24 protein-coding genes are annotated in these 25432 nt (G+C 71.1%); 14 read left to right on the top strand and 10 right to left on the bottom strand.

Going from position 1 to position 25432, the window contains the following annotated elements; translation table 11 throughout:
* Positions 1–331: 331 nt before the first annotated feature.
* The 3 genes from ACGFW5_RS24445 to ACGFW5_RS24435 all read right to left on the bottom strand — a co-directional run bounded on the left by ACGFW5_RS24445 (position 332) and on the right by ACGFW5_RS24435 (position 2258).
* On the bottom strand, positions 332–1510 hold the full coding sequence (locus ACGFW5_RS24445) for an SPFH domain-containing protein (protein ID WP_393836421.1): 1179 nt from the start codon (positions 1508–1510) through the stop codon (positions 332–334).
* Positions 1511–1534: 24 nt separating this feature from the next.
* Positions 1535–1786, bottom strand: coding sequence for a hypothetical protein (locus ACGFW5_RS24440; protein WP_393836420.1), 252 nt, complete (start codon positions 1784–1786; stop codon positions 1535–1537).
* 91 nt (positions 1787–1877) lie between these two features.
* Positions 1878–2258 carry a hypothetical protein gene (locus ACGFW5_RS24435; protein WP_393836419.1) on the bottom strand — a complete coding sequence of 127 codons (381 nt, stop codon included), beginning with the start codon at positions 2256–2258 and terminating at the stop codon, positions 1878–1880.
* 339 nt (positions 2259–2597) lie between these two features.
* Here ACGFW5_RS24435 and ACGFW5_RS24430 point away from each other — a divergent pair, with 339 nt between their 5' ends.
* Positions 2598–4241: a DNA repair helicase XPB gene (locus tag ACGFW5_RS24430; RefSeq protein ID WP_393836418.1), complete on the top strand. Its 1644-nt coding sequence runs from the start codon at positions 2598–2600 to the stop codon at positions 4239–4241.
* Between the two features lie 158 nt (positions 4242–4399).
* Here ACGFW5_RS24430 and ACGFW5_RS24425 read toward each other — a convergent pair whose 3' ends face one another.
* Complete coding sequence (locus ACGFW5_RS24425) at positions 4400–4600, bottom strand: hypothetical protein (RefSeq protein WP_393836417.1); 201 nt, start codon at positions 4598–4600, stop codon at positions 4400–4402.
* Between the two features lie 197 nt (positions 4601–4797).
* Here ACGFW5_RS24425 and ACGFW5_RS24420 point away from each other — a divergent pair, with 197 nt between their 5' ends.
* From ACGFW5_RS24420 to ACGFW5_RS24410, 3 genes are all read left to right on the top strand, one after another.
* Positions 4798–5715 carry a sigma-70 family RNA polymerase sigma factor gene (locus ACGFW5_RS24420; protein WP_393836431.1) on the top strand — a complete coding sequence of 306 codons (918 nt, stop codon included), beginning with the start codon at positions 4798–4800 and terminating at the stop codon, positions 5713–5715.
* 515 nt (positions 5716–6230) lie between these two features.
* A complete protein-coding gene (locus ACGFW5_RS24415; RefSeq protein ID WP_393836416.1) occupies positions 6231–8201 on the top strand; it encodes a HelD family protein in 1971 nt (656 codons plus the stop codon).
* A gap of 217 nt (positions 8202–8418) precedes the next feature.
* On the top strand, positions 8419–9582 hold the full coding sequence (locus ACGFW5_RS24410) for a serine hydrolase domain-containing protein (RefSeq protein WP_393836415.1): 1164 nt from the start codon (positions 8419–8421) through the stop codon (positions 9580–9582).
* A 109-nt stretch (positions 9583–9691) separates the two neighbouring features.
* On the opposite strand, the gene ACGFW5_RS24405 is transcribed toward ACGFW5_RS24410, so the two are convergent.
* A complete protein-coding gene (locus tag ACGFW5_RS24405) occupies positions 9692–10042 on the bottom strand; it encodes an ArsR/SmtB family transcription factor (protein WP_393836414.1) in 351 nt (116 codons plus the stop codon).
* Between the two features lie 355 nt (positions 10043–10397).
* On the opposite strand from ACGFW5_RS24405, the gene ACGFW5_RS24400 reads away from it, so the two are divergent.
* From ACGFW5_RS24400 to ACGFW5_RS24385, 4 genes are all read left to right on the top strand, one after another.
* Positions 10398–11669, top strand: coding sequence for an MFS transporter (locus ACGFW5_RS24400; protein ID WP_393836413.1), 1272 nt, complete (start codon positions 10398–10400; stop codon positions 11667–11669).
* On the top strand, positions 11666–12223 hold the full coding sequence (locus ACGFW5_RS24395; protein ID WP_393836412.1) for a hypothetical protein: 558 nt from the start codon (positions 11666–11668) through the stop codon (positions 12221–12223). Before ACGFW5_RS24400 ends, ACGFW5_RS24395 begins: the two co-directional genes overlap by 4 nt.
* 272 nt (positions 12224–12495) lie before the next feature.
* On the top strand, positions 12496–13602 hold the full coding sequence (locus ACGFW5_RS24390; RefSeq protein WP_393836430.1) for a sensor histidine kinase: 1107 nt from the start codon (positions 12496–12498) through the stop codon (positions 13600–13602).
* Positions 13599–14309 carry a response regulator gene (locus ACGFW5_RS24385; protein WP_393836411.1) on the top strand — a complete coding sequence of 237 codons (711 nt, stop codon included), beginning with the start codon at positions 13599–13601 and terminating at the stop codon, positions 14307–14309. Before ACGFW5_RS24390 ends, ACGFW5_RS24385 begins: the two co-directional genes overlap by 4 nt.
* Positions 14310–14317: 8 nt before the next feature.
* On the opposite strand, the gene ACGFW5_RS24380 is transcribed toward ACGFW5_RS24385, so the two are convergent.
* Both ACGFW5_RS24380 and ACGFW5_RS24375 read right to left on the bottom strand, forming a co-directional pair.
* The gene (locus tag ACGFW5_RS24380) at positions 14318–14629 is read right to left on the bottom strand and encodes a DUF397 domain-containing protein (protein ID WP_393836410.1); all 312 of its coding nucleotides are present in this window, start codon (positions 14627–14629) and stop codon (positions 14318–14320) included.
* Complete coding sequence (locus ACGFW5_RS24375; RefSeq protein ID WP_393836409.1) at positions 14626–15495, bottom strand: Scr1 family TA system antitoxin-like transcriptional regulator; 870 nt, start codon at positions 15493–15495, stop codon at positions 14626–14628. The genes ACGFW5_RS24380 and ACGFW5_RS24375 overlap by 4 nt, the downstream gene beginning before the upstream one ends.
* Before the next feature lie 158 nt (positions 15496–15653).
* Between ACGFW5_RS24375 and ACGFW5_RS24370 the strand changes: the two genes are divergently transcribed.
* The 5 genes from ACGFW5_RS24370 to ACGFW5_RS24350 all read left to right on the top strand — a co-directional run bounded on the left by ACGFW5_RS24370 (position 15654) and on the right by ACGFW5_RS24350 (position 19204).
* Entirely contained in the window at positions 15654–16121 is a 468-nt protein-coding gene (locus ACGFW5_RS24370; protein ID WP_393836408.1) for an ATP-binding protein, read from the top strand.
* 107 nt (positions 16122–16228) lie between these two features.
* Positions 16229–16702 (top strand): GNAT family N-acetyltransferase, encoded by a 474-nt coding sequence (locus ACGFW5_RS24365; RefSeq protein ID WP_393836407.1) that lies wholly within the window; start codon positions 16229–16231, stop codon positions 16700–16702.
* Between the two features lie 13 nt (positions 16703–16715).
* Positions 16716–17129, top strand: coding sequence for a hypothetical protein (locus ACGFW5_RS24360; protein WP_393836406.1), 414 nt, complete (start codon positions 16716–16718; stop codon positions 17127–17129).
* A 27-nt stretch (positions 17130–17156) separates the two neighbouring features.
* Entirely contained in the window at positions 17157–18572 is a 1416-nt protein-coding gene (locus ACGFW5_RS24355) for an AAA family ATPase (protein WP_393836405.1), read from the top strand.
* A complete protein-coding gene (locus ACGFW5_RS24350) occupies positions 18569–19204 on the top strand; it encodes a hypothetical protein (RefSeq protein WP_393836404.1) in 636 nt (211 codons plus the stop codon). Before ACGFW5_RS24355 ends, ACGFW5_RS24350 begins: the two co-directional genes overlap by 4 nt.
* 365 nt (positions 19205–19569) lie before the next feature.
* On the opposite strand, the gene ACGFW5_RS24345 is transcribed toward ACGFW5_RS24350, so the two are convergent.
* The gene (locus ACGFW5_RS24345) at positions 19570–20259 is read right to left on the bottom strand and encodes a copper homeostasis protein CutC (RefSeq protein WP_393836403.1); all 690 of its coding nucleotides are present in this window, start codon (positions 20257–20259) and stop codon (positions 19570–19572) included.
* Between the two features lie 478 nt (positions 20260–20737).
* On the opposite strand from ACGFW5_RS24345, the gene ACGFW5_RS24340 reads away from it, so the two are divergent.
* Positions 20738–23023, top strand: coding sequence for a heavy metal translocating P-type ATPase (locus tag ACGFW5_RS24340; protein WP_393836429.1), 2286 nt, complete (start codon positions 20738–20740; stop codon positions 23021–23023).
* A gap of 60 nt (positions 23024–23083) precedes the next feature.
* Here ACGFW5_RS24340 and sigJ read toward each other — a convergent pair whose 3' ends face one another.
* Both sigJ and ACGFW5_RS24330 read right to left on the bottom strand, forming a co-directional pair.
* Positions 23084–24067: an RNA polymerase sigma factor SigJ gene (sigJ, locus tag ACGFW5_RS24335; protein ID WP_393836402.1), complete on the bottom strand. Its 984-nt coding sequence runs from the start codon at positions 24065–24067 to the stop codon at positions 23084–23086.
* Positions 24064–25257 (bottom strand): NAD(P)/FAD-dependent oxidoreductase, encoded by a 1194-nt coding sequence (locus tag ACGFW5_RS24330; RefSeq protein WP_393836401.1) that lies wholly within the window; start codon positions 25255–25257, stop codon positions 24064–24066. The genes sigJ and ACGFW5_RS24330 overlap by 4 nt, the downstream gene beginning before the upstream one ends.
* Positions 25258–25432 lie beyond the last annotated feature (175 nt).

Raw genomic sequence — 25432 nt, 5'->3', positions numbered from 1 at the left:
CATGCGGGGGCTCCGCCCCCTGCACCCCCGTTCGCGCCTGAACGGCGCTCGTCCTCAATCGCCGGACGGGCTGAGGATGCCCATGCTGCCCGGCACGGCCCCTGCACCAGTGCTGACAGGGGCGCGGGACTGTGTCATTGCGCGGCTCCGCCGCGGTGGCACGAGAGGCGATTCCGGGTGCCCTACAGGGGCGCGGGGAACTGCGCGAGAAGCGACCACGACCCGCACCCGAAAACCGGCCCCCTGAGGGACGCGGGGAACTGCGCAAGAAGCCGGCACACCCCGCACCCCACAACCGACCCTCCGAGGGGGAGGGGCCCCCTGCAAGGGGCTAGTCGAGATCGACAGCCCCATCCTCCTTACCGGCGGAGCCACCCCGCAGTCCCGGAAGCGAAAGCTGAGCCCCCCGCTTGGGGTCGGGCCGCTCCCCCGAGCCGCCCAGGTTCTGCCGGACGGAGTCGAGAATCGTCAGCCCCTGCCCGACAAGACCCGCCGCAATCTCGCCCAACCCGTCCGCGCCGTTCAGCACATTGACGTTCGCCCCCGCGAGACCACCCGCCGCCTCCTTGACGATCTGCGGCAGCTGGTCGATGAGCATCCGGTCGAGCGCGACCCGGTCGTACGACGCCGCGGCCTCCGCCTGGATCTTCATCCGCTCGGCCTCGGCGATCGCGAGCACCTTGATGCGCTCGGCCTCGGCCTGCGCCGGCTTCACGATCTCGGCGACCAGCTGCTGCTGGCGGAGCTCGGCCGCACGCTGGGCGAGCTCGGTCTGCGCGGCGAGCACTTCCTGCTGGGCGTGCGCCTGCGCGAGCGGCCCGGCCTGCGCGGCCTGCGCCTGGGCGCGGTCGATCTCGGCGGAGTACTCGGCCTTGACGACCGCGGTCTGCCGCGCGTACTCGGCCTGGTTGCGCGCCGCGACCTGCTCGGCCTCGACCGACGCCTGGGTGGCCTGCGCCTGCGCGACCTGCGCGGCCCGATGGATGGCGGCCTTGTGCGGCGCGGACATCGCGTCGATGTAGCCGACGTCGCCGTCGTCGATGGACTGGATCTGGAGCGAGTCGACGATCAGGCCGATCTTGGCCATCTCCGTCTTCGACGTCTCAAGGACCTCCGCGGCGAGCTTCTGCCGCTCGGTGACGATCTCCTCGACGGTCATCGAGCCGATGATGGACCGCAGGTGACCCGCGAAGATCCGGCCGGTCAGGATCGACATCTGGTCCTGGTCGGACAGGAAGCGCTGGCCGGCGTTGACGATCGACTCGTGGTCGTTGCCGACCTTGAACGCGATGACGGCGCGCACGTGCAGCGCGATGCCCTGCTTGGTCACACAGGTCTCGGTGACCTCGGCCTCGCACATCGACAGCGTGAGGAAGCGGGTCTTACGGAAGACCGGCAGGACGAACTTGCCGTGGCCGGTCACAACACGGAACGGGGCACCCCCGAGACCGCGCCTGCCACCCGAGATCAGCATCGCCTCGTCGGGGGCGGGCACCCGGTAACCGAACATCCTTTGTCTCCTTAGAAACGACGTCTAGCCGGCGTCGGCGGAAGGGCCGCCCAACGCGTCCAACGGATCGGCCCACTCGATGACGTCCACCTGGCGGGTGCCACGGGAACCGATCACGAGCACGGTCGCCCCCTTCGGCAGGGGTTCCTCCGACCAGGCGAGGAAGGCTTCCGTGCCACCCCGCACACTCACCACGACCTCGCCGGGCCCGGCGGTTCCACGGGTGGCGACGAGCAGCACTCCGGGGCAGCCGACAACGGCATCGTCCTGAACCACGGCCTGGCGCCCCCCATCGTTCTGGTCCTGGATTCCAGACCTTAGACCCGCCGGGATCAACCGCCTATCCTCGGGCCCCCCTGTGTTGGGCCTACCGGCCCCAGGCCACCCCGAACAACAGGCAGACGCACCCGACCAGGACCAAGTAGCCCAGGGCCAGGACCTTCGGGACCAGCAGCGCCACGCCCGCACCTGTCGCCCCCAGGGCGATCCGCGCCGCCCGCAGACTCCGCCGGTGCGGGAGCCCCCAGCACACCGCCACCAGGACGGCCGGCGCCCCGTAGAACAGCGCCATCATGCCCGTCGAGTACCCGACCCAGGACAGCACCGTGAGGTCGAACCAGGCGGACAGCATCAGCGTCACGGTGCAGGCGGAAGGCGCCACCCACCACTGCTCGTCGGCCCCGTCGAACGGCACCCGGCGCACAGTCGCGTACCGCTGGTACCCATAAGGACTCGGCTGCGTCGTCATGCCCCCCATCCCATCGCCCGCCCAACCCCACGGGCAGCGTCCCCGTACTCATCCGACAGCCGTCAGGTACTCATCCGATACTCATCTACTCATCTACTCATCAGCAAGCGCGGCCCCACACGGCCCTGCCGACGCAACCGGCCCCACCGGGCCCACCGGGACCACGGGGACCACCGGGCCCACCGGGCCCACCGGGCGATGCGGGTAAGCCAACCCACGCCCACCCACACCTGCGCACCCGGCGCACACCGCGGACACCCCACCAGGGCCGCCGATGCGGCAGACTGGAAGTTTGCCCGCCCCTCCGGGGCGGCCGACCGTCGGAAGGACATCCCCCAGGTGACCGGACCACTCATCGTCCAGAGCGACAAGACCCTGCTTCTTGAGGTCGACCACGACGCGGCCGACGCCTGCCGGCGTGCGATCGCGCCCTTCGCCGAGCTGGAGCGGGCGCCCGAGCACATCCACACCTACCGTGTGACACCGCTGGGCCTGTGGAACGCGCGGGCCGCCGGGCACGACGCCGAGCAGGTCGTCGACGCGCTGGTCGAGTACTCCCGCTATCCGGTCCCGCACGCCCTGCTCGTCGACATCGCCGAGACGATGGCCCGCTACGGCCGCCTCACCCTCTCCAAGCACCCCACCCACGGCCTGGTCCTGACCTCGACCGACCGGCCCGTGCTCGAAGAGATCCTGCGGTCGAAGAAGATCGCTCCGCTGGTCGGGGCCCGCCTCGACCCGGACACGGTCGCCGTGCACCCCTCCGAGCGCGGCCAGATCAAGCAGACCCTCCTGAAGCTGGGCTGGCCGGCCGAGGACCTCGCCGGGTACGTGGACGGCGAGGCGCACCCCATCGAGCTCGCCGAGGACGGCTGGGCGCTGCGCCCGTACCAGAAGCAGGCCGTCGAGGGCTTCTGGCACGGCGGCAGCGGTGTGGTCGTGCTGCCCTGCGGCGCGGGAAAGACGCTGGTCGGCGCGGGTGCGATGGCCGAGGCGAAGGCCACCACGCTGATCCTCGTCACCAACACCGTCTCGGCCCGCCAGTGGAAGCACGAGCTGGTGAAGCGCACGAGCCTGACCGAGGACGAGATCGGCGAGTACAGCGGGACGCGGAAGGAGATCCGCCCGGTCACGATCGCCACGTACCAGGTGCTCACCACTCGCCGTAAGGGCGTCTACGCGCACCTGGAGCTGTTCGACTCCCGCGACTGGGGCCTGATCGTCTACGACGAGGTGCACCTGCTGCCCGCGCCGGTCTTCAAGTTCACCGCCGACCTCCAGGCCCGGCGTCGCCTCGGCCTGACCGCGACGCTGGTGCGCGAGGACGGCCGCGAGTCGGACGTGTTCTCGCTCATCGGGCCGAAGCGGTTCGACGCGCCGTGGAAGGAGATTGAGGCGCAGGGCTACATCGCGCCCGCCGACTGCGTGGAGGTCCGGGTCAATCTGACGGACTCCGAGCGCCTTGCGTACGCGACCGCCGAGACGGAGGAGAAGTACCGCTTCTGCGCGACGACCGCGACCAAGCGGAAGGTCACCGAGGCGCTGGTACGGAAGTTCGCGGGCCAGCAGATCCTCGTCATCGGCCAGTACATCGACCAACTCGACGAGCTGGGCGAGCACTTGAACGCGCCGGTCATCAAGGGCGAGACGTCCAACGCCCAGCGCGAGAAGCTGTTCGGCGCGTTCCGCGAGGGCGAGATCAGCGTCCTTGTGGTGTCCAAGGTCGCGAACTTCTCGATCGACCTGCCGGAGGCGACGGTCGCCATCCAGGTGTCGGGCACGTTCGGCTCACGCCAGGAGGAGGCCCAGCGCCTGGGCCGCGTCCTGCGCCCGAAGGCCGACGGCCACCAGGCGCACTTCTACTCGGTGGTCGCCCGCGACACCATCGACCAGGACTTCGCCGCCCACCGCCAGCGCTTCCTGGCCGAACAGGGCTACGCCTACCGGATCATGGACGCGGACGAACTCCTCGCAGGCGACTGAAGCGGCGCCCGCGACGACCTTGGGCAGGATCAGGGCGTCAGGGATCGGGGCGTCACGGATCAGGGCGTCAGGGATCGGGGCGTCACGGATCAGGGCGTCAGGGATCGGGGCGTCAGGGATCGGGGCATCACGGGATCGGGCCGCTCGGCGTCAGGGGATCAGGACCGACGCCGAACCCCGGCCTCTTCCGCGTACTCGCCCATGACGACGACGCTGAACGCGGCACCGGCAAGGACCTTGGCGGCGCGGACGGCGTCGCCGATCTTGTGCGTACGGTGCGGGGCGGCGCCCGACGCGGTGGCGCCGCGAGGGGTGCCGGGGTGGACGGAGGGGGCTGGGGTGAAGGTCGCTGCACTCATGTATCCATCATGAATTCCGGACATCCCAGGCACATCGCCCCGGGGGCTGAGCCTTCCCGCCCCCCGCGTAGTCCTCTGGTGCGACCCCGTCCCCTACGGGTATGAGCCGCCGTCTCCACCCTCCCTGTCACATCCGCCCCCGTCCCCGTGTCGGAGCAGGGTCACCACGCGACGGAGGAATGACAGCAATGCCAGAGCTGGACGATGCCGAACACTTCGCGCGGCGCTTCGAGGAGCACCGTGGACACCTGCGCGCGGTGGCGTACCGGATGCTCGGTTCGCTCAGCGAGGCGGAGGACGCGCTCCAGGAGGGCTGGCTGCGGGCGAGCCGCGCCGACAGTGGCGCGGTCGACAACATGGGCGGCTGGCTGACCACGATCGTCGCGCGGATCTGCCTCAACATGCTGCGGGCGCGCGGCACCCGGCGCGAGGCGCCGCTCGACGTCGCGGAGTACGAGTACGAGTACGGGTACGGGTACGTCCATGTGCCGGATCCGCTGCTCGGCCCGGTGGACGGCCCCGACCCCGAGCAGGAGGTGCTGCTCGCCGACTCCGTGGGCCTGGCGCTGATGGTGGTCCTGGAGACCCTGACGCCCGCCGAACGTCTGGCTTTCGTCCTGCACGACATGTTCGCGGTGCCGTTCGACGAGGTCGCCACGGTCGTGGACAGGACACCGGCCGCGACCCGCCAGCTCGCCAGCCGGGCCCGCCGACGGGTGCGGGGCCAGGCGCCGTCGCGCGCCGCGGACCGCGCGCGGCAGCGTGAGGTGGTGGACGCGTTCATCTCCGCGGCGCGCGGTGGCGACTTCGAGGCGCTGCTCGCCCTCCTGGACCCGGACGTGGTCCTGCGCGCCGACGCGGGCGCCCTGCCGACGACGAAGCTCGTACGGGGCGCACGCGCGGTCGCCGGACAAGCCGCCGCCTTCCGCGGCCTCGCCGCCCACAACGAGCCGGTCCTGGTCAACGGCGCGCCCGGCATCGTGGCGACGTCGGGGGGCCGGGCGCTCTCGGTGCTCGCCTTCACGGTGGGTCCGGCCGGGAAAATCACCGAACTGAACATCCTGGCGGACCCAAACCGCCTGCAAACCCTGAACCTCCCCTTCCTGACCCCCTGACCCCCTGACTCCCCACCCGGACACAGCCCGCAGTGGGGGGACCCTCGGGCCCGGGGCCGCACCCCAAAGGGCCCGGGGCCGCACCCCAAGGGAGTCAGGGCCGCACCCCAAGGGAGTCAGGGCCGCACCCCAAAGGGCCCGGGGCCGCACCCCAAGGGAGTCAGGGCCGCACCCCAAAGGGGTCGGGGGCGCGGCCCCGGGCGGTCGGGGCTGCGCAGGGTGAAAACCATTCGCTCCGCCCTGGCCCCCTGGCTAGAATCCCCCGTCCCGCCTGCCTCCCCCCGTGGAGCGCCGCGCCGCCCCCCGTCCGGAAACCGGGAGGCAGCCCGAACGACCCCGTGCCCAACCCCGCCGGAGGCAACCCCGTGCCCACGCACGCCCACGACGCGCAAGAGGTCCCAGCAGCCCAGGCCCCCCAGGACACAGAGGCCCGAGCCCCCCAAGGCCCCCAGGACCCCGCCCCCCTCCTCCGCGAACGCACCCACCTCGCCCACTCCCGCGCAGCCCTCCGCGCGATGCGCGAGGACGTCGAAGCCCTCGACATCAAGGACGTCACCGCGAACTGGGTGAACGCCGCCGTCCTGCAACGCCAGATCGACGACCGCATCAAGGCCCTGGCCGACCTCTCCCACACCCCCCTCTTCTTCGGCCGCCTGGACTACCTGCACGCCCCCGGTGTCGAGCTCGCCGAAGGAGCCGAGGGCGAGAGGTTCTACATCGGCCGGCGCCACGTCCACGACGCCGACGGCAACCCGATGGTCATCGACTGGCGTGCCCCCGTCTCGCAGCCGTTCTACCGCGCCTCCAAGAAGGACCCGCTGGACGTCGCGCTGCGGCGCCGCTTCGGTTACACCGGCGGTGAGTTGACGGCGTACGAGGACGAACACCTGACGGACCCCACGGAGACCACCCGGACCAGCAAGCTCCTCCAGGCGGAGATCGAGCGCCCCCGCGTGGGCCCGATGCGCGACATCGTCGCCACCATCCAGCCCGAGCAGGACGAGATCGTACGGTCGGGCCTGAGCGGCAGCGTGTGCGTGCAGGGAGGCCCCGGCACCGGTAAGACGGCCGTCGGCCTGCACCGGGTCGCATACCTCCTCTACGCCCACCGCGACCGCCTCGCCCGCACCGGCACCCTGGTCATCGGGCCGAACAGGTCGTTCCTGCACTACATCGAGCAAGTCCTGCCCGCCCTGGGCGAGTTGGAGGTGAAGCAGGCCACGGTGGACGACCTCGTGGCGAAGGATGTCGAGGTGCGCGGCGCCGACCCCGCGGAGTCGGCCGTGGTCAAGGGCGACGCCCGCATGGCCGAGGTGCTGCGCCGCGCGCTGTGGTCGCACGTGACACCCCCGGCCGAACCCCTCGTGGTGGTGCGCGGTTCGCGTCGCTGGCGGGTACCGGCGTACGAACTCACCACGATCGTCGAGGAGTTGACCGCACGCGACATCCGCTACGGCGCCGCCCGCGAGGCCCTGCCGCAGCGCATCGCGCACACCGTCCTCGTACGGATGGAGCAGGCGGGCGAGGCCCCCGACGACCGCGTGCAGGACGCGGTGGCCCGCAACACCGCCGTGAAGGCCGCCGTCAAGGCGATCTGGCCCCCGGTGGACCCGGCGAAGCTGGTGCTGCGCCTCCTGAACGAGCCCGAGTTCCTTGCCGCGCACGCCGAAGGCGTCCTCACCGCCGACGAGCAGCGGGCGGTCCTCTCCCCCAGGCCCGCCCGCAGCGTGAAGTCGGCGAAGTGGTCGGCGGCGGACGCCGTCCTCATCGACGAGGCGAACGACCTGGTCTCCCGCACCCACTCGCTCGGCCATGTCGTGCTCGACGAGGCGCAGGACCTCTCCCCCATGCAGTACCGCGCGGTCGGCCGGCGCTGCACGACCGGTTCGGCGACCGTGCTGGGCGACCTCGCGCAGGGCACCACGCCCTGGGCGACGGCCAGTTGGGCCGAGGCGCTGCGCCATCTCGGCAAGGAGGAGGCGGTCGTCGAGGAGCTGACGGCCGGTTTCCGCGTGCCGCGCGAGGTCATCGCGTACGCGTCGAGGCTGCTGCCGTCGATCTCGCCCGGCTTGACGGCGGTGGAGTCGGTGCGTGAGGCACCGGGCTCGCTGGACGTGCGCGGCTCGGACGACCTGGACGCGGACGTGGTGGCCGCGTGCGTGGCGTCCCTTGAGCACGAGGGCTCGATCGGCCTGATCGCCGCCGACGCCCGTATTCCCGTACTGGGCAAGGCACTTGAGGCCGCCGGGCTCCCGTACCTGGCGCCGGGCGAGGAGACGACCTCGCAGTCCCGCTTGACTCTGGTCCCGGCCTCGCTCGCCAAGGGCCTGGAGTACGACTACGTGGTGCTCGACGAGCCCGCCGCCGTGGTCGAGGGCGAGCCGGACGAACGCACCGGCCTGCGCCGCCTGTATGTGGCCCTGACCCGAGCGGTATCGGGCCTGACCGTCCTCCACGCGACCCCGCTGCCACCGCAGCTCTCCTAGGCGCGCCTCCGCGTCCCGTCCGGACCCTCGCGGTGACGTACCGCGAGGCGGCGCCGAGCGGCCGGGAAGAACCAGGAAGGACCAGGAAGAACCGCGGAGGACCGCGGAGGACCGCGGAGAACCGGGAAGAGAGGTGATCCCGAGCGATGACTCCGCGCCCCCGCGACAGTCTCCCCTTCGAGCGACCTCGACAGCCGGACTTCGAAAAGGTGGGCCCATGAGCGCGTTGCGCAAGATCCTGGACGCGTATGTCGACGACGGAACGGTGCCGGGCGCGGTGGCCCTGGTGGCCCGGGGTGATGCCGTGGAGGTAACGGTCGCGGGCTCCCGGGAGCTCGGCGGCGCCTCCCCGATGACCAGGGACTCCCTCTTCCGCATCGCCTCGGTCAGCAAACCCATGACCGCCGCGGCGGTCATGATGCTGGTCGACGACGGGCGGCTCGCGCCGAGCGACCCGATCGCGACGTGGCTGCCGGAGCTGGCCGCGCCCGTGGTCGTCCGTACGCCGTCCTCCCCGGTCGACGACGTCGTCCCCGCCCGATGGCCGATCACGGTGGCCGATCTGCTCGATTTCCGCGCCGGGTACGGGTTCCCGTCCGACTTCTCGCTGCCCGCCGTCCAGCCGCTCTTCGCCGAGCTCCACCAGGCGCCACCGCAGCCCCAGGCGGTACCGGCGACGGACGAATGGCTCGCCCGGCTCAGCCGCGTTCCGTTGCTGCACCACCCCGGTGAGGCCTGGCTGTACAACACCTGCTCCGACCTCCAGGGCATCCTGATCTCCCGGGTGTCCGGGCGTACGCTGCCCGAGTTCCTGACCGAGCACCTGTTTGAACCACTCGGCATGACCGACACCGGATTCTCCGTACCGGCCCGCGATCTGGACCGTTTCACCAGCTGTTACGGGACCCGCGCGGAGGGCGGTCTGGAACTCCTCGACGGCCCCGAAGGGCAGTGGAGCAGCCCGCCCGCCTTCCCGTCCGGCGCGGGCGGCCTCGTCTCCACCGTCGACGACGTGCATGCCTTCGCCCGGTTCCTGCTCGGCGAAGGCACCTTCGAAGGACGACGGCTCCTTTCGCCGGAGGCGGTGCGGCAGATGACCACCGACCACCTCACCCCCGCCCAGCGCGCCGCCGCCACGCTGTTCCTGGGAGGCCAGGGCTGGGGGTACGGCGGCGCGGTCGACATCGAGCGCGTCGAACCGTGGCACGTGCCCGGGCGATACGGCTGGGTGGGCGGCACCGGGACCGCCGCCCACATCGTCCCGTCCACCGGCGCGGTCACCATCCTGCTGAGCCAGGTGAACATGACAGACCCGACCCCGCCGGCCCTGATGAACACCTTCTGGGAGTACGCCGCCGACGCGACCCCGCACGGAAACTGACCCACCAGAACCCGCCAGGACCCACCCGGCCACCCACCCCGGAACCCACCCGGCAATCCGACCGGCCACCCACCCGGCCACCCGACCGGCGGCTCACCCACCAACTCGCCTAATACGGCAGCGACTTGATCAGCGAGTCGAGCAGCCCGGGGAAGCGGGCGTCCAGGTCGTCGCGCCGCAGCCGCACATAGCGGTTGCGGCCGACGACGCGCGTGGAGGTGACTCCGGCCTCACGCATGGTCCGCATGTGGTGCGAGACGGTCGACTTGTGCAGATGGCCGAGTCCGAGCAGGTCGGGGGCGCAGCTGTGCTGCTCGCCGTCCGCGTACACCTTGAGCAGCCACAGCCGCACCGGGTCGCCCAGCGCGTGCAGCACCTTCACCAGTTCGATGTCGGCGACGTCGGGCTGCGTGAGCCACTTGCTGTCGCCGCCGGGGCCGTGAGCCTTCGCCTCCACCATGCCCGCACTCTCTCTTCCACCAGAACTGTTTGACAACCATCAAACAGCCTCTAGTATTCGAGGCACTTGGTTTGATGCACGTCCAACCATTCTCGCACTCTGCGCGCACCGCTCCCGCACGCCGTCATGCGCCGCTCCACGCACACCGTCGTGCACGGAAGCGCACACGCCGACGTGCACCGAGCCGCGCGCACGCCGACGTGCACCGAGCCGCGCGCGCCGTCATGCGCGTAACCGTGCACCGCACGGCACCACACGCACCGCACGCGCCACGCCGCACCGCACCGCACCGCACCGCACCGCACGCGCCACACCGCACCGCACCGCACCGCGCAACCCGTGGAAGGGACCACCCATGCGCCTACGCCTGATCCTGCTCGCTCTCGGCACCTTCGCCGTCGGCACCGACGGGATGGTGATCGCCGGAATTCTGGGGCTCGTCGCCCATGACCTGGACGTCTCCGTCGCCGCCGCCGGCCAGATGATCACCGTCTTCGCGCTCTCGTACGCGGCGCTCGCACCGGTCCTCGCGACGCTGACCGCGAAGTGGCCGAGGCGTCGCACCCTGCTGCTGGCCCTCACCGTCTTCACCCTGGCCAACGCCCTGTCCGCGCTCGCTCCGGACTTCGGCACCCTCCTGCTCACCCGGGTCCTGGCCGCCGTCGGCGCCGCGCTCTACACCCCGACCGCCAGCGCCGCCGCCACCGCGCTCGTACCGCCGGAGCGCCGGGGCCGGGCCATCGCCACGGTCATGGGCGGCATGACCGTGGCCACCGCAGTGGGCGTGCCGCTCGGCACCTGGATCGGCCGCAGCGACTGGCGGCTCACGATGTGGCTGGTCACCGCGCTGGGCGCGGCGGCCTTCGCGGGCCTTGCTCTGATGCTGCGCGACCTTCCGGCCCCGGCCCCCGCCCACACGCTCTCCCTGCGCACCCGGCTCGCCCCGCTCACCGACCGCCGGGTCCTGGGCGCGACCGCCACGACGTTCCTGGTCTTCCTGGCCTTCCAGACCGTGTACATCTACTACACGGTCGCCTCGGCCCCCGCGACCGGCGGCGACCAGTCACGCCTGACGTTGCTCCTGCTCGTCTCCGGTGTCTTCTCGGTGGTGGGCAGCAACGTGGGCGGTCGCGTCGTCGACATCTGGGGCCCGCGGGCCGTGATGCTGTCGGCGGGCACGGTGTCGGCGGCCGTCACGCTCGCCCTGCCCTGGCTCATGCAGTCCATGACGACGGCGCTCATCGCCTCCGCGCTCAACCCGCTCGCGGGCTGGGCCGTGGCAGTCGCCCTCCCCGCCCGCCTGGTCTCCCTCGACCCGCCGAACGCCCCCCTGCTCCTGTCCCTCAACTCCACCGCGCTGTACTTCGGCATAGCGGCGGCAGGCGCCACCGGCAGCGCCGCCATCGCGGTCCTGGGCAACCGCTGGTTCCCCTTCGCCTCAACTGCCTTGACCCTGCTGTCCCTTGCGATGGCGCATCTGACGACCCGGGAGTCCCGGGTACGCGCCCGTCCGGCGACCCACCCGTCCGGGCCCCGGGTGGACCTGAGGGAGCCACCGATCTCCACCCTGCGCTCCACCCCTGGGTCCAGGTGCGAAACGCCTGGTGGCAGCAGTCTTGAGGCATGACAACGACCGACTGGATCACAGACATCGCGCTCGTCCTCGTCGTCTTCCGGCAGCTGCGGGAAGGCCGGCTGGACCTCAAGACCTTCCTCATCCCCCTGGGGATCGTGGCCTTCGTCGCCAAGAGCTACCTCCACTCCATCCCCACCGCGGGCAACGACCTCGTCCTCATCGGCGCGCTGGTGGCCGCGGGCGCAGCGCTCGGCATCGCGGGCGGCATCTACACCCGGATCCGCGTCTCCGGAGAGCACCTGCTGATCAAGGCGGGCGTCGTCTCCGCCGTCCTGTGGGTGCTCGGCATGGGCGCCCGGATGGGCTTCCAGGTGTGGGTCGACCACGGCGGCGCCGACACCGTCGGCCGGTTCAGCATCGCCCACCACATCACCACCAGCGAGGCATGGGTGGCGGCCTTCGTCCTGATGGCGCTCACCGAGGTCGTCACGCGCGTCGCCACGATCTTCATCCGGAGCCGCATGGTGGCCGCCCGTCGCCGCCAGGTCGAGGCCGAGGCCCCCGGCACGTACGCCCCCGTCCGCACCCTCGACCGTACGGTCTGACGGTGCGCCCCCTCCACCACCACCGCCGGGCCAGGGCCGATGCGCCTCACGCCCGGCCCGCCGGTGTCCGGGCCACCGCAGCCCCGAGCCCCGGAGCGCGCCGCCACGACCAGAAGCCCGGCCCCCGCCTCCAGCCCTGGACCGTCGGCTATGGTCGCGCCGTGCCCGAAGCCCAGCCCGGATCCCCGTCCGCATCCCAGAGCATCCCGCCCGAAGGGCCGGCCCCGCACCAAGGGTCCGGCTCGCGGATCGTGGCCGGCCAGTACCGGCGGATGCAGTGGATCCCGACCCCGCTGCTCGTCGCGGCCTCCGCCTTCTGGACGATTGAGCCGCTGGGCCTGGGCGGCCGGGGCCTGGCCTGCGCGATCCTGATCGTGGTCAACTCCCTGACGCTGGCGGTCCGTCACGTACCCGAGAGCAAGATCTCCCCGCGCCTCACCCTCATCTGGCTGACCTTCGGCGTCCTCGCCGCGGCCGCCCTGATCTCCGTGAGCACCGGCGGCGTGAGCTACCTGTTCGCGTACTTCATCGTCGGGCACATCGGGTTCCGCCTTCAGCCCCGCGCGGCCCTCACCCTCGCGGCGCTGTGCGCGGTGCTGTGCACGGTGGTGCTGTACTTCCGTTTCGGCCCCCAGGACCTGCTGCCCTGGACGCTCGGCTTCACCACCGGCATCCCGGTCCTGATCGGCATGCTCAACCGCAGCCGCCACCGCGCGGTCATGGCGGCGCTCGACGCGGCGGAGTCCGCCGAGCGCGCCGCCCTCGCCGAGGCCCAGGCCGCCATTCTCACCGAGCGCGGCCGCATAGCCCGCGACGTCCACGACGTCCTGGCCCACTCCCTCGCGGGCATCAACATGCAACTGGAGCTGGCGGACGCGCTGTTGGACACCGGCGACCTGGAAAAGGTCCGCGAGGCGAACCAGAAGGCGCACAGCATGGTCAAGGAGAGCCTGAAGCAGGCCCAGTGGACGGTGCACGCGCTGCGCGAGGACGCCCTGCCGCTGGTGGAGAGCCTGACCGCGATGCTCGACTCGTCGGGCCACCGCGACGCGCTGACCGTCACCGGTACCGTGCGCGACGTCCCGTCCCGGGTCACCCAGAACCTCCTGCGCATCGCCCAGGAGGCCCTGACCAACGCGGCCCGGCACGCACCCGGCGGCGAGGTGGCGGTGGAGCTGACGTACACCGATACGTCCATGACACTGGCCGTACGCAACGGCCCCGCGACCCGTAGGGTGAACGCCGGCGTCGGCAGCGGGATGGGCCTGATCGGCATGCGGGAACGGGTCGCCCTCCTGAAGGGGACGATCACGGCGGGCCCGGTCGTGACCGGCCCGTACGAAGGCGGCTGGCAGGTGGAAGCAGTGATCCCGGGATGAGCGACGAGGTACCTGACGCAGTGAGCGAACCGACGCAGGGCGCACGGCGGTTGAGAGTGATCGTGGCCGACGACCAGGCCGCCGTACGCGAGCCGCTGGCCGCGGTGCTCGGCCTGTCCGAGGACATCGAGGTCGTCGCGGCCGCCGCCGACGGCACCGAGGTGCTGGCCGCGGTCGCGGCGGGCCCGGTGGACGTGGTCCTGATGGACCTGCGCATGCCGGTGATGGACGGCACGGAGGCGACGCGCCGGCTGACCGAGGAGCACCCGGAGGTGGCCGTGGTCGTCCTGACCACCTTCGCCGACGACGACTCGATCCTGTCCGCGTTGAGCGCGGGCGCGCGCGGCTACCTGACGAAGAACGCGGGCCGCCAGGACATCGCCCGCGCGATCCGCGCCGCCGCGGCGGGCCAGTCGGTCCTGGACCGCGAAGTCCAGGCCCGCCTGCTGGCCACGGTACGCACCGGCCCCGCCGCCGCCCCGGCCACGTCACAGCCGCCACAGCAGGCGCTGCCGGGCGACATCACCCCGCGCGAACGCGAAGTACTCGCCCTGATCGGCCAGGGCCTGCCGAACCGAGCCATCGCGCAGCAGCTGTTCATCAGCGAGGCGACGGTGAAGACACACATCAACAACCTGTTCGCGAAGGCCGACATCCGCGACCGCGCGGACGCGGTACGCCGCGCGATCGCAGCGGGCCTGGCCTGACGCCCCGGTCAGCCCCGCCCGGCCCCGGCGTACGCGACGAACTCGCCCCACGCGACGGGCGAGAGCGCGAGCTGGGGCCCGGCCTTGTCCTTGGAGTCCCGGATGTGGATGAGGGTGGGGCAGGCGGCCACCTCGACGCAGCTGTCGCCTTGGGCGCTGCTGTAGGTGGACTTGCCCCAGCATGGGGCGACCTCGACGCAGTCGCCGCTGGAGCCGCTGCTGTAGGTCGACTTCTGCCAGGCTAGGGCGACTTCGATGCAGTCGTCGCCAGAGCTTCCGCTGTAGCTGCTCTTAAACCAGTCGAGTGCGATGCTGCTCATAGCGCTCCTCGCAGTTGCTTCAACAGCCTCACGGAGTCCTCGTAGCTGAGGGCCTGTGAGCGAAGTTTCGCATACCGCATATGAAGCGTGCTGATCACTTTGGGATCGGTGACGAACTGGCCGCTTTCCTGTCCCTCGCAGTAACCGAACCACCGGTTACCGGCCGTCTCCACAAGCCGGATCGGACCGTCCATCGCAGAGTGGACGCCGCGCTTCAGCGGCAAGACTTGGATCTGCACATTGCGAGGCCGGGCGCACGCGAGCACATGGTCGATGAGTTCACGCGTCACCTCCGGGCCACCCGTACACCGCAAGAAGACATGCTCCTCGACGATGAAGCTGTACGACGTGTTCGGCCGCGCGGTCAGAAGCTGTTGTCGCTCCAGTCGGGCGGCCACCTGCGACTCCAACTGCGCGTCCGTCAGGGGCGGGACGCGCTCCCCGAACAGTGTCCGAGCGTAGGCCTCCGTCTGAAGCAGGCCGGGGACGAGCCGGGACTCGTACGTGTACAGGCTGATGGCCTCCTGCTCAAGGCGGGCCCACTTGCGGAACCAGGACGCAAGGCCCGGTTGGCGATTCAGGAATTGAGCAGAGCGGCGCAAGGCCCCCGTGTTACCGAGCACCCCCTCCGCCCGCTCCACAAAATCGGCGTCAGCCATGCGGCGGCCCAACTCCACCGACACGACCGTGTGTTTGGAGTAGCCGACGAGCGAGGCGAAGTCCTCGCGGCTGAGCCCGGCGTGTTCGCGCAGAGCCTGGACGAACGCGCCGAACGTCCGCAGACTGTCGGAGGGATCGGGCTCCCCGTCGTGCCCCTGAGCCTCGTGCCCCTCGTGCCCGTCGTGCCCCTCGTGGTCCCATGCCATCGGCGGCCACCTCCCGGTGAACAGATCACCCCGCGTGCGTAACTCACCCAGAGTTACGGCATGAGCTGCGTACCGTCTACAGTGCGTGCGCGTACGCTCGCGCAGCGTACACAGCGAAGCCCTGGCCGAGGGGCCTGAACCCCCGCCACGGTGGACGCATGCACCTCGGAACAGAACCCAGAGCGGGTCAACTCCCGGCTACCGTACGTGTGTTCAGGAAGCGGTTCGCGTCGACGCGGCGGGCGGCGAGTCTGGCGCGGAGGCTGGCGCTGGGGCAGTTGGACGCGTGGGGCGTCGCGCACGGGAGCGAGGCATCGGACACGGCGGGGCTGCTGGTGGCGGAGCTGGCCGCGAACGCGGTGCTGCACGGGTATGTGTCGGGCCGGGGCTTCGAGTTGGGTCTTTTGCTGCACGAGGACGGTGTCCTGCGGATCGAGGTGAGCGACACGCGGGCGGACAGAAGGCTGCCGCTGGTGGCGGTGCCCGCGCCGGAGGACTGCGAGTCGGGGCGTGGCCTGCTGCTGGTGCAGTCGTTCGCCGACCGCTGGGGCACGGTGGAGGGTCTGCCACCGGTGAAGACGGTGTGGGCCCAACTGACCGTACCGCTCGGACCGGGAACGCCCTGAGGAACCACCCCCGTGGACCCACCCCTCCCTAGGCGATCACCTCCAGGGGATCCCGGGACGCTCATAAACGGTTTCGCTCCGGCGGATCGGCCTGGGAGAGTGCGGCCATGAGTGACGTCGTGATCCGTCGGGCCGAGTTCAACGACGCGCCTGCGCTGGCAGCCATGCGCTGGCGGTTCAAGGTGGAGGACGGCGGGGGTGAAGTCCCGCAGGACGAGGCGGGGTTCGTCGCCGAGTGCGAGCGGTGGCTGCGTTCCCGGATGGCCGGGCCATGGTGTGTCTGGCTGGCGGAGGTGGACGGCCGGCCTTGTGGGCACGTGTTCGTGTGTCTCGTGGAGAAGGTCCCGAGTCCCTTCCCTGGCTCCGACGCCCTCGGTTACGTGACGAACTTCTACGTCACCCCGGATCAGCGCGACCGGGGCCTGGGCAAGGCCCTGCTCGACGAGGTCACCCGCCATGCGCACACTCGCGGCCTGGACACGCTGATCGTGTGGCCGTCCGAACGCAGCGCGCCGCTGTACCGGCGCTGTGGCTACGCCGGACCGGACGAACTCCTCGAACAGCCCGTGGCACCCAGCTGAGCGAACCCCCGCGGTGACGGCGCGGCGATGCGAAGCCACCCAAAGCCAGCCTGCAACAACCACCCTGGACACCCTGGACACCCTGGACGCTCTGAGTGCCCTGGGCGCCGTCGCGACCGCACTCGGCGTGAAGACCGACGACCTGCCGAAGGACGCGCCGCAGTTCGCCCCGCAGCGCCCGACCGTGGGCGTCGTGCCGCAGCTGAGCGAGGCTGGGCTCGTGACACTGGCGATGACGCAGTCGCTGACGCAGGCGATGCTCGGCCATACCTTCGTGGCCGGCCGGCTCCGAGGCTCGTCGGCTCCGGGGCTCGCCGGCTGGTTCACGTCGGCGCCCCCCAGGACCCTGCGGATCATTCCCACGCACGACAGGGAGCCCCGACGCGTACGCGGGATGACGACCACCCTCACCAGTAGGCTTGGCTGATCCGCCCGGCGAGCTTCCGGAGACCCCATGTTGACCCGACTCGAAGTCCACGGGTTCAAGAACCTCCTGAATCTGTCCATCGACTTCGGACCCTTCACCTGCATCGCAGGGGAGAACGGCACCGGAAAATCGAATGTCTTCGACGCCGTCCAGTTTCTCTCGCTGCTCGCCGATCAGTCGATGATGGAGGCAGCCCAGGAGGTCCGGGGTGTGCACGGTGAGCGCCAGGGAGACCCGCGTGACCTCTTCTGGAAGGGCTTCGAGCCGGGCAGCCACCGTATGCGTTTCGCCGCCGAGATGATCGTGCCGCTCCGCACGGAGGACGATTTCGGCCGCGCGGCAGAAGCCACCACCACCTTCCTCCGGTACGAGCTGGAGATCGGCTACCAGGAGCCTTCGGGCCTGGACCGCTTCGGTCGGCTGACCCTGCTCCACGAGACGCTGCGCCACATCACCAAGGGAAAGGCGCCCCGGCACCTTCTCTTTCCCCACAGCGCGAAGCACTTTCGCGACACGGTCATCCAAGGTCATCGCGGCGGCGCCCCCTTCATCTCGACGACGACCGAGTCCGGTGAGTCGATCGTCAGGATCCACCAGGACGGTGGCAGCCGGGGCCAGCCGAAGCCGGCAGCAGCGTCACGGGCGCCCGCGACCGTCGTCTCCACCATCACCAGCAGCGACGACCCGACGATCCTTGCGGCCCGCCGTGAAATGCAGTCCTGGCGACGGCTCGCCCTGGAGCCGTCCGCGCTGCGCAGGTCCGACCGGTACGTCGACCCGCAGGTCATGGGAGCCGACGGCTCCCATCTGCCCGCGACTCTCTTCCGCGTGGCCCATGACACCCCGGGTGCGGATGCCGGCCAGGTGTACGCGAGGGTCGCGGGGCGGCTGTCGGATCTGACCGGGGTCCACATCCGCGATCTGGATGTCGATCAGGACGAGGTGCGACAGCTGCTCACGGTGAATGTGCGTGAGGTGGCCGGCATGACGTTGCCCGCCCGCAGCCTCTCCGAAGGCACCTTGCGCTTCCTGGCCCTGTGCGTTCTTCTCGAAGACCCCTCGGTGCGCGGCCTGATCTGCATGGAGGAGCCCGAGAACGGAATCCATCCGGCGAACCTCAACGCCATGGTCGCCCTCGTCCAGGATCTGGCCGTCGACCCGTCCGACCAACCCGGCACGGACAATCCGTTCCGGCAGGTGCTCATCAACACCCACTCCCCCGGGGTTGTGCAACTCGTCGCACCTGAAGACCTGTTGTTCGCGGACACCTCCCTCCACAGAGGCGAAAACGGCTCCCTGAACCGATCCCTGCGTCTGCGCCCGCTCGCCGACACGTGGCGAGCGGCACACGGCGACGGCGCCTTCGTGACGAAGGCCGACATCCTGCCGTACCTCACGACACCCGCCGGGGCACAACTCACCCTGGGCTGGGGGGCCGCGTGACCGCTCGGGTGCTGTTCATCGGCGAGGGCAGCAGCGACAACGGTCTCGTTCCGCACGTCGAGTCTTTGGCGGCTCGCAAGGGGCTCAGGGTCTCCGTCACCGTCCCCGACTTCGGTCTGCTCCGGCTGCCTACCGGCCATTCCGTACCGGAGAAACTACAGGCGGCCCGTCGGCTCGGTGGCGACTACGACTTGGTTGTGGTGCAACGGGACGCCGACCGGGGCCCGGCCCAGGACCGCAGGAACGAGGTGGAGGCGGCCGTGAGCGCCGAATGGCCCGGGCTCCGGCACGTCGCCGTGATTCCTGTTCGCATGCTGGAGGCGTGGCTGCTGCTCGACGAGACGTGTCTGCGTCAGGTCGCTGAGAACCCGCGCGGCCGTGTCAGCCTGGATCTCCCCAAGGGCGTGGCAGCGGAAAAGATCGCCGACCCCAAACAACTCCTCAAGGACTCGCTCGCGAGGGCCAGCGAGTACAAAGGGCGCCGCCTCGCCCAGTTCCAGAAGCGCTTCTCGCAGCACCGGCTACGCATGCTCGAACTCCTGGACCCGGAAGGCCCGGTGGCCTGCCTCCCGTCGTGGCAGTCCTTCGTCACGGATCTGGATGCGGCGTTCAAGTCCCTCGGGGGTGGGTGACTGTCGCCCTGGCCGCGCCTGAGTGCGGCGAAGGGACGCAGGGCCGGCGCCGGCCGACATCGGCATCCTCAGCCTGTCCGGCATTTGAGGACGAGCGCCGTTCAGGCGCGAACGGGGGCGGAGCCCCCGCCGGGGTGCAGGGGGCGGAGCCCCTCAGGGGGTCTGGGGCGCAGCCCCAGGGACCTGCACCTTCAAGTAGCCGCACGGGCGGGTGGGCGGGCGAACCCCCGGGGTCTGGGGCGCAGCCCCAGGGAGCCGCACCCTCAAGTAGCCGCACGGGCGGGTGGGTGGGAAAACCCCCGGGGCGGAGCCCCAGGCCGACCAGAGCCGCCCAACCCGGGGCAGAAGAGGCGCCCCGCACCCCGCTACGCGTCAAGCGCCGCCCGCCACTCGGCGACGGCCACCGAGGACACCGGGGCGGACCATCCGCCAGGACGGGACGCCCCGCCGATGTGCACCGCGTCGATGCCCGCACCCAGCAGCACCGGCAGGTGGGAGAGGGAGAGCCCGCCTCCGACGAGGATCTGCGGCTCGTACCCCGGCTCACCCCGACGTGCGGCTTCCGCGACAAGCACGGACAGTCCGTCCTCGACGCCGTGTGCGGACCCTGCGGTGAGGTACGTATCAAGGCCTGGAAGTCCGGAGAGTTCCTTGCGCAGGGCATCCCGGGAGGCGGCGCGGTCGATGGCCCGGTGGAAGGTCCAGCGGCACCCGGAAAGCGCGGAGGCGAGGGCGCGCACGGCCGCCATGTCGGGCGCGCCGGTCTCGTCGAGGAAGCCCAGCACGAACTCCTCCGCTCCCTCGGCGCGCAGCGCCTGCGCGTCCCGTACGAGCGCGTCGATGTCCCCCGCCGCGAACCCGTCCGCCGCCCGCAGCATCACGCGCAGGGGGATGTCGACGGCCGCGCGGATCGCCGCGAAGGTCTTCAGGGGCGGGGTCAGCCCGTCGGCCGCGATGTCGGTGACCAGTTCGAGGCGGTCCGCCCCGCCGGCCTGGGCCGCGACGGCGTCCTGCGCATCGAGCGCGATCACCTCAAGCAGTGCGCGGTTGCTCATCTGACCCCATTCCTCCGTAACCCGGGCTCGACTCGGCCCAAATAGGTCTAGTCCATTGACCAGCCTACGCCCCGAGCCCCCCGCGGGGAGGGCGGTGCACGCGACGGCCCCGAGCTTTCCGACCCCCCACCCGAACGGGGCAGACGCGAGACGAACGCGGCGAGCGCGAATCAGACGCGGGTCAGACGCAGGTCAGACATGGGTCAGGCATGGGGCAGGCATGGGCCAGACACGGCGGTCCCTTGCGCCGGATACACCCGGGGGGTATACAGGACACCCTGAAATTGATACCCCCCAGGGGTACACTGAATCCCATCCTCACCGCGCACCGCACCTCGCCCCCCACCCCGCCCAAGGAGCCGCAGCCATGACTACCACCGGCACGAACTCCCCCGGAACCGCAACAGGCACCGTCACCGGCCCCGTCGCCCCCACCGGCCCCACCGGCCCCACCGGCGTGGAGCTCGCCATCGGCGGCATGACCTGCGCCTCCTGCGCCGCCCGGATCGAGAAGAAGCTCAACCGGATGGGCGGGGTCGAGGCCACCGTCAACTACGCCACCGAGAAGGCGAAGGTCACCTTCCGCGAGGGGGTCTCCGTCGCCGACCTCATCGCCACCGTCGAGGCCACCGGCTACACGGCCAAGGAGCCCCCACCCGTACGGCACAGGACCGCTCGCACCGCCCCCGCCGAGAAGACCGACGGGACGGAGGGGATCGACGGGACGAAAAGGCCCAAGGCAACCGAGGGCCCCGCACCTGCCGAACCGGCCGACGAACTGCGCCCCCTGCACCCGCTGCGCCAACGACTGCTCACCGCCGTCGCCCTCGCCGCCCCGGTCGTCGCGATGTCGATGACCCCGGCCCTCCAGTTCGACTACTGGCAGTGGCTCTCGCTCGCCCTGACCACGCCGGTCGTGACGTATGCCGCCTGGCCCTTCCACCGCGCCGCCTGGACCAACGCCAAGCACGGCGCCGCGACCATGGACACGCTGATCTCGGTCGGCACATCGGCCGCGTTCCTGTGGTCGGTGTGGGCCCTCGTCTTCGGCACGGCCGGAATGATCGGCATGACCCACCCCTTCGAGCTGACCATCGGCCGCTCGGACGGCGCCGGCAACATCTACCTGGAGGCCGCCGCCGGAGTCACCGCCTTCATCCTCGCCGGGCGCTACTTCGAGGCCCGCTCCAAGCGCAAGGCGGGCGCGGCCCTGAAGGCACTGCTCGAACTCGGCGCGAAGGACGTCACCGTCCTGCGCGCGGACGGCACCGAACGGACCGTCCCCACCGACGAGTTGAAGGTCGGCGACCGTTTCCTGGTGCGGCCGGGCGAGAAGATCGCCACCGATGGAACGGTCGTCGAGGGCTCGTCCGCCGTGGACGCCTCCATGCTCACCGGCGAGTCCGTCCCGGTGGAGGTGACCTCCGGGGACGCCGTCACCGGCGCCACCCTCAACGCGGGCGGCCGGCTCGTGGTGGAGGCCTCCCGGGTCGGCGCGGACACCCAGCTCGCCCGCATGGCCAGGCTCGTCGAGGACGCCCAGAACGGCAAGGCCGCCGCCCAGCGCCTCGCCGACAAGATCTCCGCCGTCTTCGTGCCGGTCGTCATGGGGCTCGCCCTCGTCACCCTCGGCGCCTGGCTCGCCACCGGCTCGGGGCTGACCGCCGCGTTCACGGCCGCCGTCGCCGTACTGATCATCGCCTGCCCCTGCGCCCTGGGCCTGGCCACCCCGACCGCCCTCATGGTCGGCACCGGCCGTGGCGCGCAGCTCGGCATCCTCATCAAGGGCCCCGAGGTCCTGGAGACGACCCGCAAGGTCGACACGATCGTCCTGGACAAGACCGGCACGGTGACCACCGGCCGCATGACCCTGCTCGCGGCACACACCACGGACACCACCGACCGGCCCGAAGTCCTGCGTCTGGCAGGCGCGTTGGAGCACTCATCCGAGCACCCCATCGCCCGGGCGATCGCCGACGGCGCCGCCGCCGAGGTCGGCACGCTGCCCACCCCCGAGGACTTCGCCAACATCGCCGGGCTCGGCGTCCAGGGCATCGTCGAGGGCCACGCCGTTCTCGTCGGCCGCGAGAAGCTGCTGGGAGAGTGGGCGATCGACCTCACCCCGGCCCTGAAGCGGGCCAAGGACGACGCCGAGGCGGCGGGGCGTACGGCGATCGCGGTCGCCTGGGACGGCGAGGCCCGTGCGATCCTCGAAGTCGCCGACGCCGTCAAGGAGACCAGCCCCGAGGCCATCAGGCGGCTCCGCGCCCTCGGGCTCACTCCGATCCTGCTGACCGGCGACAACAAGGCGGTCGCCGAAGCCGTCGCGACCGAGGTCGGCATCGACACGGTGTATGCGGAGGTCATGCCCGAGGACAAGGTCGACGTCATCAAGTCCCTTCAGGCGCAGGGCCGTTCGGTCGCCATGGTCGGCGACGGCGTCAACGACGCGGCGGCCCTCGCCCAGGCCGACCTCGGCCTCGCGATGGGCACGGGCACCGACGCCGCCATCGAGGCCGGCGACCTCACCCTCGTACGAGGCGACCTGCGGGCGGCGGCGGATGCGATCCGCCTCTCCCGCAAGACGCTCGGCACCATCAAGTCCAACCTGTTCTGGGCCTTCGCCTACAACGTCGCCGCCCTGCCGCTCGCGGCGTCCGGCCTGCTCAATCCGATGATCGCGGGCGCCGCGATGGCCTTCTCCTCGGTCTTCGTGGTCGGCAACTCCCTGCGCCTGCGCAGCTTCAAGCCCACGAGCAACTGACACCCCGCCGACTCGCCGGACGCACCCACCGCACCCAACTCGCCCGGCATCAGCAGAAATTCAGCAGAGCTCATGCCGGGTGCCGTCGGCGACGGCGTGCAGCTTGTCGGGGTTGGCCACGTTGTGGATGGCCGAGATGCGGCCCTCCGCGTCGAAGTCGAAGGTCATCGTGGCGATCACACGGTCCGGACCACGGAACACCACACCCGGCCCGCCGTTGATCCCGGTGAGCTCGGCCCGCATCTGCCCGGGCTCGACGCCCTGGTAGGTCGCGGTGCCGAGCGCGGCGAACCAGCCGGCCACGGTCTCCAGACCCACCACCGGCTTGAGAGCCTGACGGACCTTGCCACCCCCGTCGGTCCACAGCGTGACGTCCGGGGAAAGCAGCTCCATGAGGGTGTTGATGTCCCCGCCCGTCGCCGCCGCGAAGAACCGCTCGGCGACGTCACGCTGACGGGCGCGGTCCGTGGTGAAGCGGGGCCGCCGGGCCTGGACGTGTTCGCGGGCCCGGTGCGCGGCCTGGCGCACCGCCGGCTCGGAACGTTCCACCGCCTGCGCTATCTCCACGTAACTGAACGCGAAGACCTCCTTCAGTACGAAGACCGCGCGCTCCAGGGGGCTCAGCGTCTCCAGAACGACCAACAGGGCCATCGAGACCGAATCCGCCGCCATGACGCCGTCGGCGGTGTCGGGGACGGCGGTCCCGGAACCGGCTCCGGAACCGAGACCGAGACCGAGACCGGAACCGGAACCGGAACCGGTGAGGATCGGCTCGGGCAGCCACGGCCCGACATACGTCTCCCGCTGACGCCGGGTCGAACGCAGCAGCTCCATCGACAAGTTGGAGACGATCCGGGTCATATAGGCCTTGGGGTCGGCGACCTTGGAACGGTCGGCCGCCGACCACTTGAGCCACGCGTCCTGCACCACGTCCTCGGCATCGGCGGCGGTCCCGAGGATGCGGTACGCGACGGAGAAGAGCAGCGTGCGGTACTGCTGGAAAACAAGCTCGTCGGGGCGGGACTGCTGCGGCTGGGTGGTCACTTGGCGCTCCTGATCCGGGTGTAGCGGCCGCCGCGCGGCCAGAAGGCGCCCGAGGCGGGCATCTTCTTCATACGGGCGAAGGTCGGCCACGGCGAGGCCGTGACCGTCTCCTTGTACGTCGCGGCCCGCTTGCCGGTCAGCACGATCCGGCGCGGGCTGTCGTCGGGGCGGGTGAACTGCACGATCCCATCGTTGCGGCCCAGGCTGACGGGTGTGTGGTAATAACCGAAGCGGAACGGCTTGGGCTCCTTGCCGGCCAGCGTCCGCAGGATCGAGAGCGCCGCGTGCACGCCCGTCGGCATGCCGCTCTGGCAGGTGCCGTGCATCACGCCGTAGCCCTGCCGGATGGCCGCCGCGTCGCCCACGGCGTACACATCCGGGTGCGAGACCGAGCGCAGCGCGCTGTCGGTGACCACCCGGCCGCGCTCGTCGACGCTCAAGCCCGCGACGGCTGCCAGCGGCGAGACGCGCGTACCGCTGGTCCACAGCACCGCGTCGGCCGGGATGGCGGAGCCGTCCGCGAGCTCGACGCCGCCCGGCAGCACCTTGACCACCTCGACGCCGCAGCGGACCTGCACGCCGAGCCGGGCGAGCGCCGCGTCCAGGTGCGCCTTGGCCTTCGGACGCATCCCCGCGCCCGGCTCCGTCCGCCCCAGCAGCACCACCTGGAGCCCCGGGTGCTGCTCGGCGATCTCCGCGGCGGCCTCCACGCCGGTGAGGCCCGCGCCGCCGACGACGACGGTCCCGCCGTCGAGCCGGGCCAGCCGGTCGGCGAGGACGGCGGCGTCCTGCGCGCTGTTGAGGGTGTGCGCGTGGTCGTCCACGCCGGGGACGGCGGCGGTGTCCGCGACGCTGCCCAGTCCGTAGACCAGGGTGTCGTACCGCAGGACCCGGTCGTCGTCGATCCGGACGGTCTTCGCCTCGGCGTCCACGGTGGTGACCCAGCCGCGGACGAACCCGGCCCCGGTGCCGTCAAGCAGCTCCGGGATGCTCATCTCTGCCGTTTCCTGGCCGGTGGCGGTCATGTGCAGCCGCAGCCGCTCGGTGAAGACGTCGTAGGGGTTGACGACGGTCACCCGCACGTTCCCGCGCTTCTTGCCACGGGCCGCGAGCTGGATCGCCGCCGCGAGCCCGGCGTACCCGGCACCCAGGACCAGGACCTCGTGCTGCCGCGCTGTCGTTGCGTTCATCGCCGTGCCACCTCTCCGTGTCGACCGTCCCCGCCGCGGGGACGACCACCAGACGCGAACAGCCCGCGCGTTCGTGACACGCCCCCAAAGTGACCCGCACCACACCCCTCCCCCACACCCCAGCCTTTCCCCCCACCCGCCCAACATGGAGCCCCCACAGGGTCGGGACACCCCG

This window comes from Streptomyces sp. NPDC048416 (assembly GCF_043200435.1).
GTDB lineage: Bacteria > Actinomycetota > Actinomycetes > Streptomycetales > Streptomycetaceae > Streptomyces.
This window is presented reverse-complemented; position numbering and strand designations above follow the sequence as displayed.

Coding starts and splice junctions, on each gene's coding strand:
- ACGFW5_RS24330 (WP_393836401.1), bottom strand. CDS start 25,257: ATGAACGCAACGACAGCGCGGCAGCACGAGGTCCTGGTCCTGGGTGCC.
- ACGFW5_RS24425 (WP_393836417.1), bottom strand. CDS start 4,600: ATGAGTGCAGCGACCTTCACCCCAGCCCCCTCCGTCCACCCCGGCACC.
- ACGFW5_RS24365 (WP_393836407.1), top strand. CDS start 16,229: ATGAGTGACGTCGTGATCCGTCGGGCCGAGTTCAACGACGCGCCTGCG.
- ACGFW5_RS24345 (WP_393836403.1), bottom strand. CDS start 20,259: ATGAGCAACCGCGCACTGCTTGAGGTGATCGCGCTCGATGCGCAGGAC.
- ACGFW5_RS24400 (WP_393836413.1), top strand. CDS start 10,398: ATGCGCCTACGCCTGATCCTGCTCGCTCTCGGCACCTTCGCCGTCGGC.
- ACGFW5_RS24410 (WP_393836415.1), top strand. CDS start 8,419: ATGAGCGCGTTGCGCAAGATCCTGGACGCGTATGTCGACGACGGAACG.
- ACGFW5_RS24355 (WP_393836405.1), top strand. CDS start 17,157: ATGTTGACCCGACTCGAAGTCCACGGGTTCAAGAACCTCCTGAATCTG.
- ACGFW5_RS24375 (WP_393836409.1), bottom strand. CDS start 15,495: ATGGCATGGGACCACGAGGGGCACGACGGGCACGAGGGGCACGAGGCT.
- ACGFW5_RS24385 (WP_393836411.1), top strand. CDS start 13,599: ATGAGCGACGAGGTACCTGACGCAGTGAGCGAACCGACGCAGGGCGCA.
- ACGFW5_RS24340 (WP_393836429.1), top strand. CDS start 20,738: ATGACCTGCGCCTCCTGCGCCGCCCGGATCGAGAAGAAGCTCAACCGG.
- ACGFW5_RS24445 (WP_393836421.1), bottom strand. CDS start 1,510: ATGTTCGGTTACCGGGTGCCCGCCCCCGACGAGGCGATGCTGATCTCG.
- ACGFW5_RS24395 (WP_393836412.1), top strand. CDS start 11,666: ATGACAACGACCGACTGGATCACAGACATCGCGCTCGTCCTCGTCGTC.
- ACGFW5_RS24435 (WP_393836419.1), bottom strand. CDS start 2,258: ATGACGACGCAGCCGAGTCCTTATGGGTACCAGCGGTACGCGACTGTG.
- ACGFW5_RS24405 (WP_393836414.1), bottom strand. CDS start 10,042: ATGGTGGAGGCGAAGGCTCACGGCCCCGGCGGCGACAGCAAGTGGCTC.
- ACGFW5_RS24380 (WP_393836410.1), bottom strand. CDS start 14,629: ATGAGCAGCATCGCACTCGACTGGTTTAAGAGCAGCTACAGCGGAAGC.
- ACGFW5_RS24370 (WP_393836408.1), top strand. CDS start 15,654: ATGCACCTCGGAACAGAACCCAGAGCGGGTCAACTCCCGGCTACCGTA.
- ACGFW5_RS24390 (WP_393836430.1), top strand. CDS start 12,496: ATGCAGTGGATCCCGACCCCGCTGCTCGTCGCGGCCTCCGCCTTCTGG.
- ACGFW5_RS24415 (WP_393836416.1), top strand. CDS start 6,231: ATGCGCGAGGACGTCGAAGCCCTCGACATCAAGGACGTCACCGCGAAC.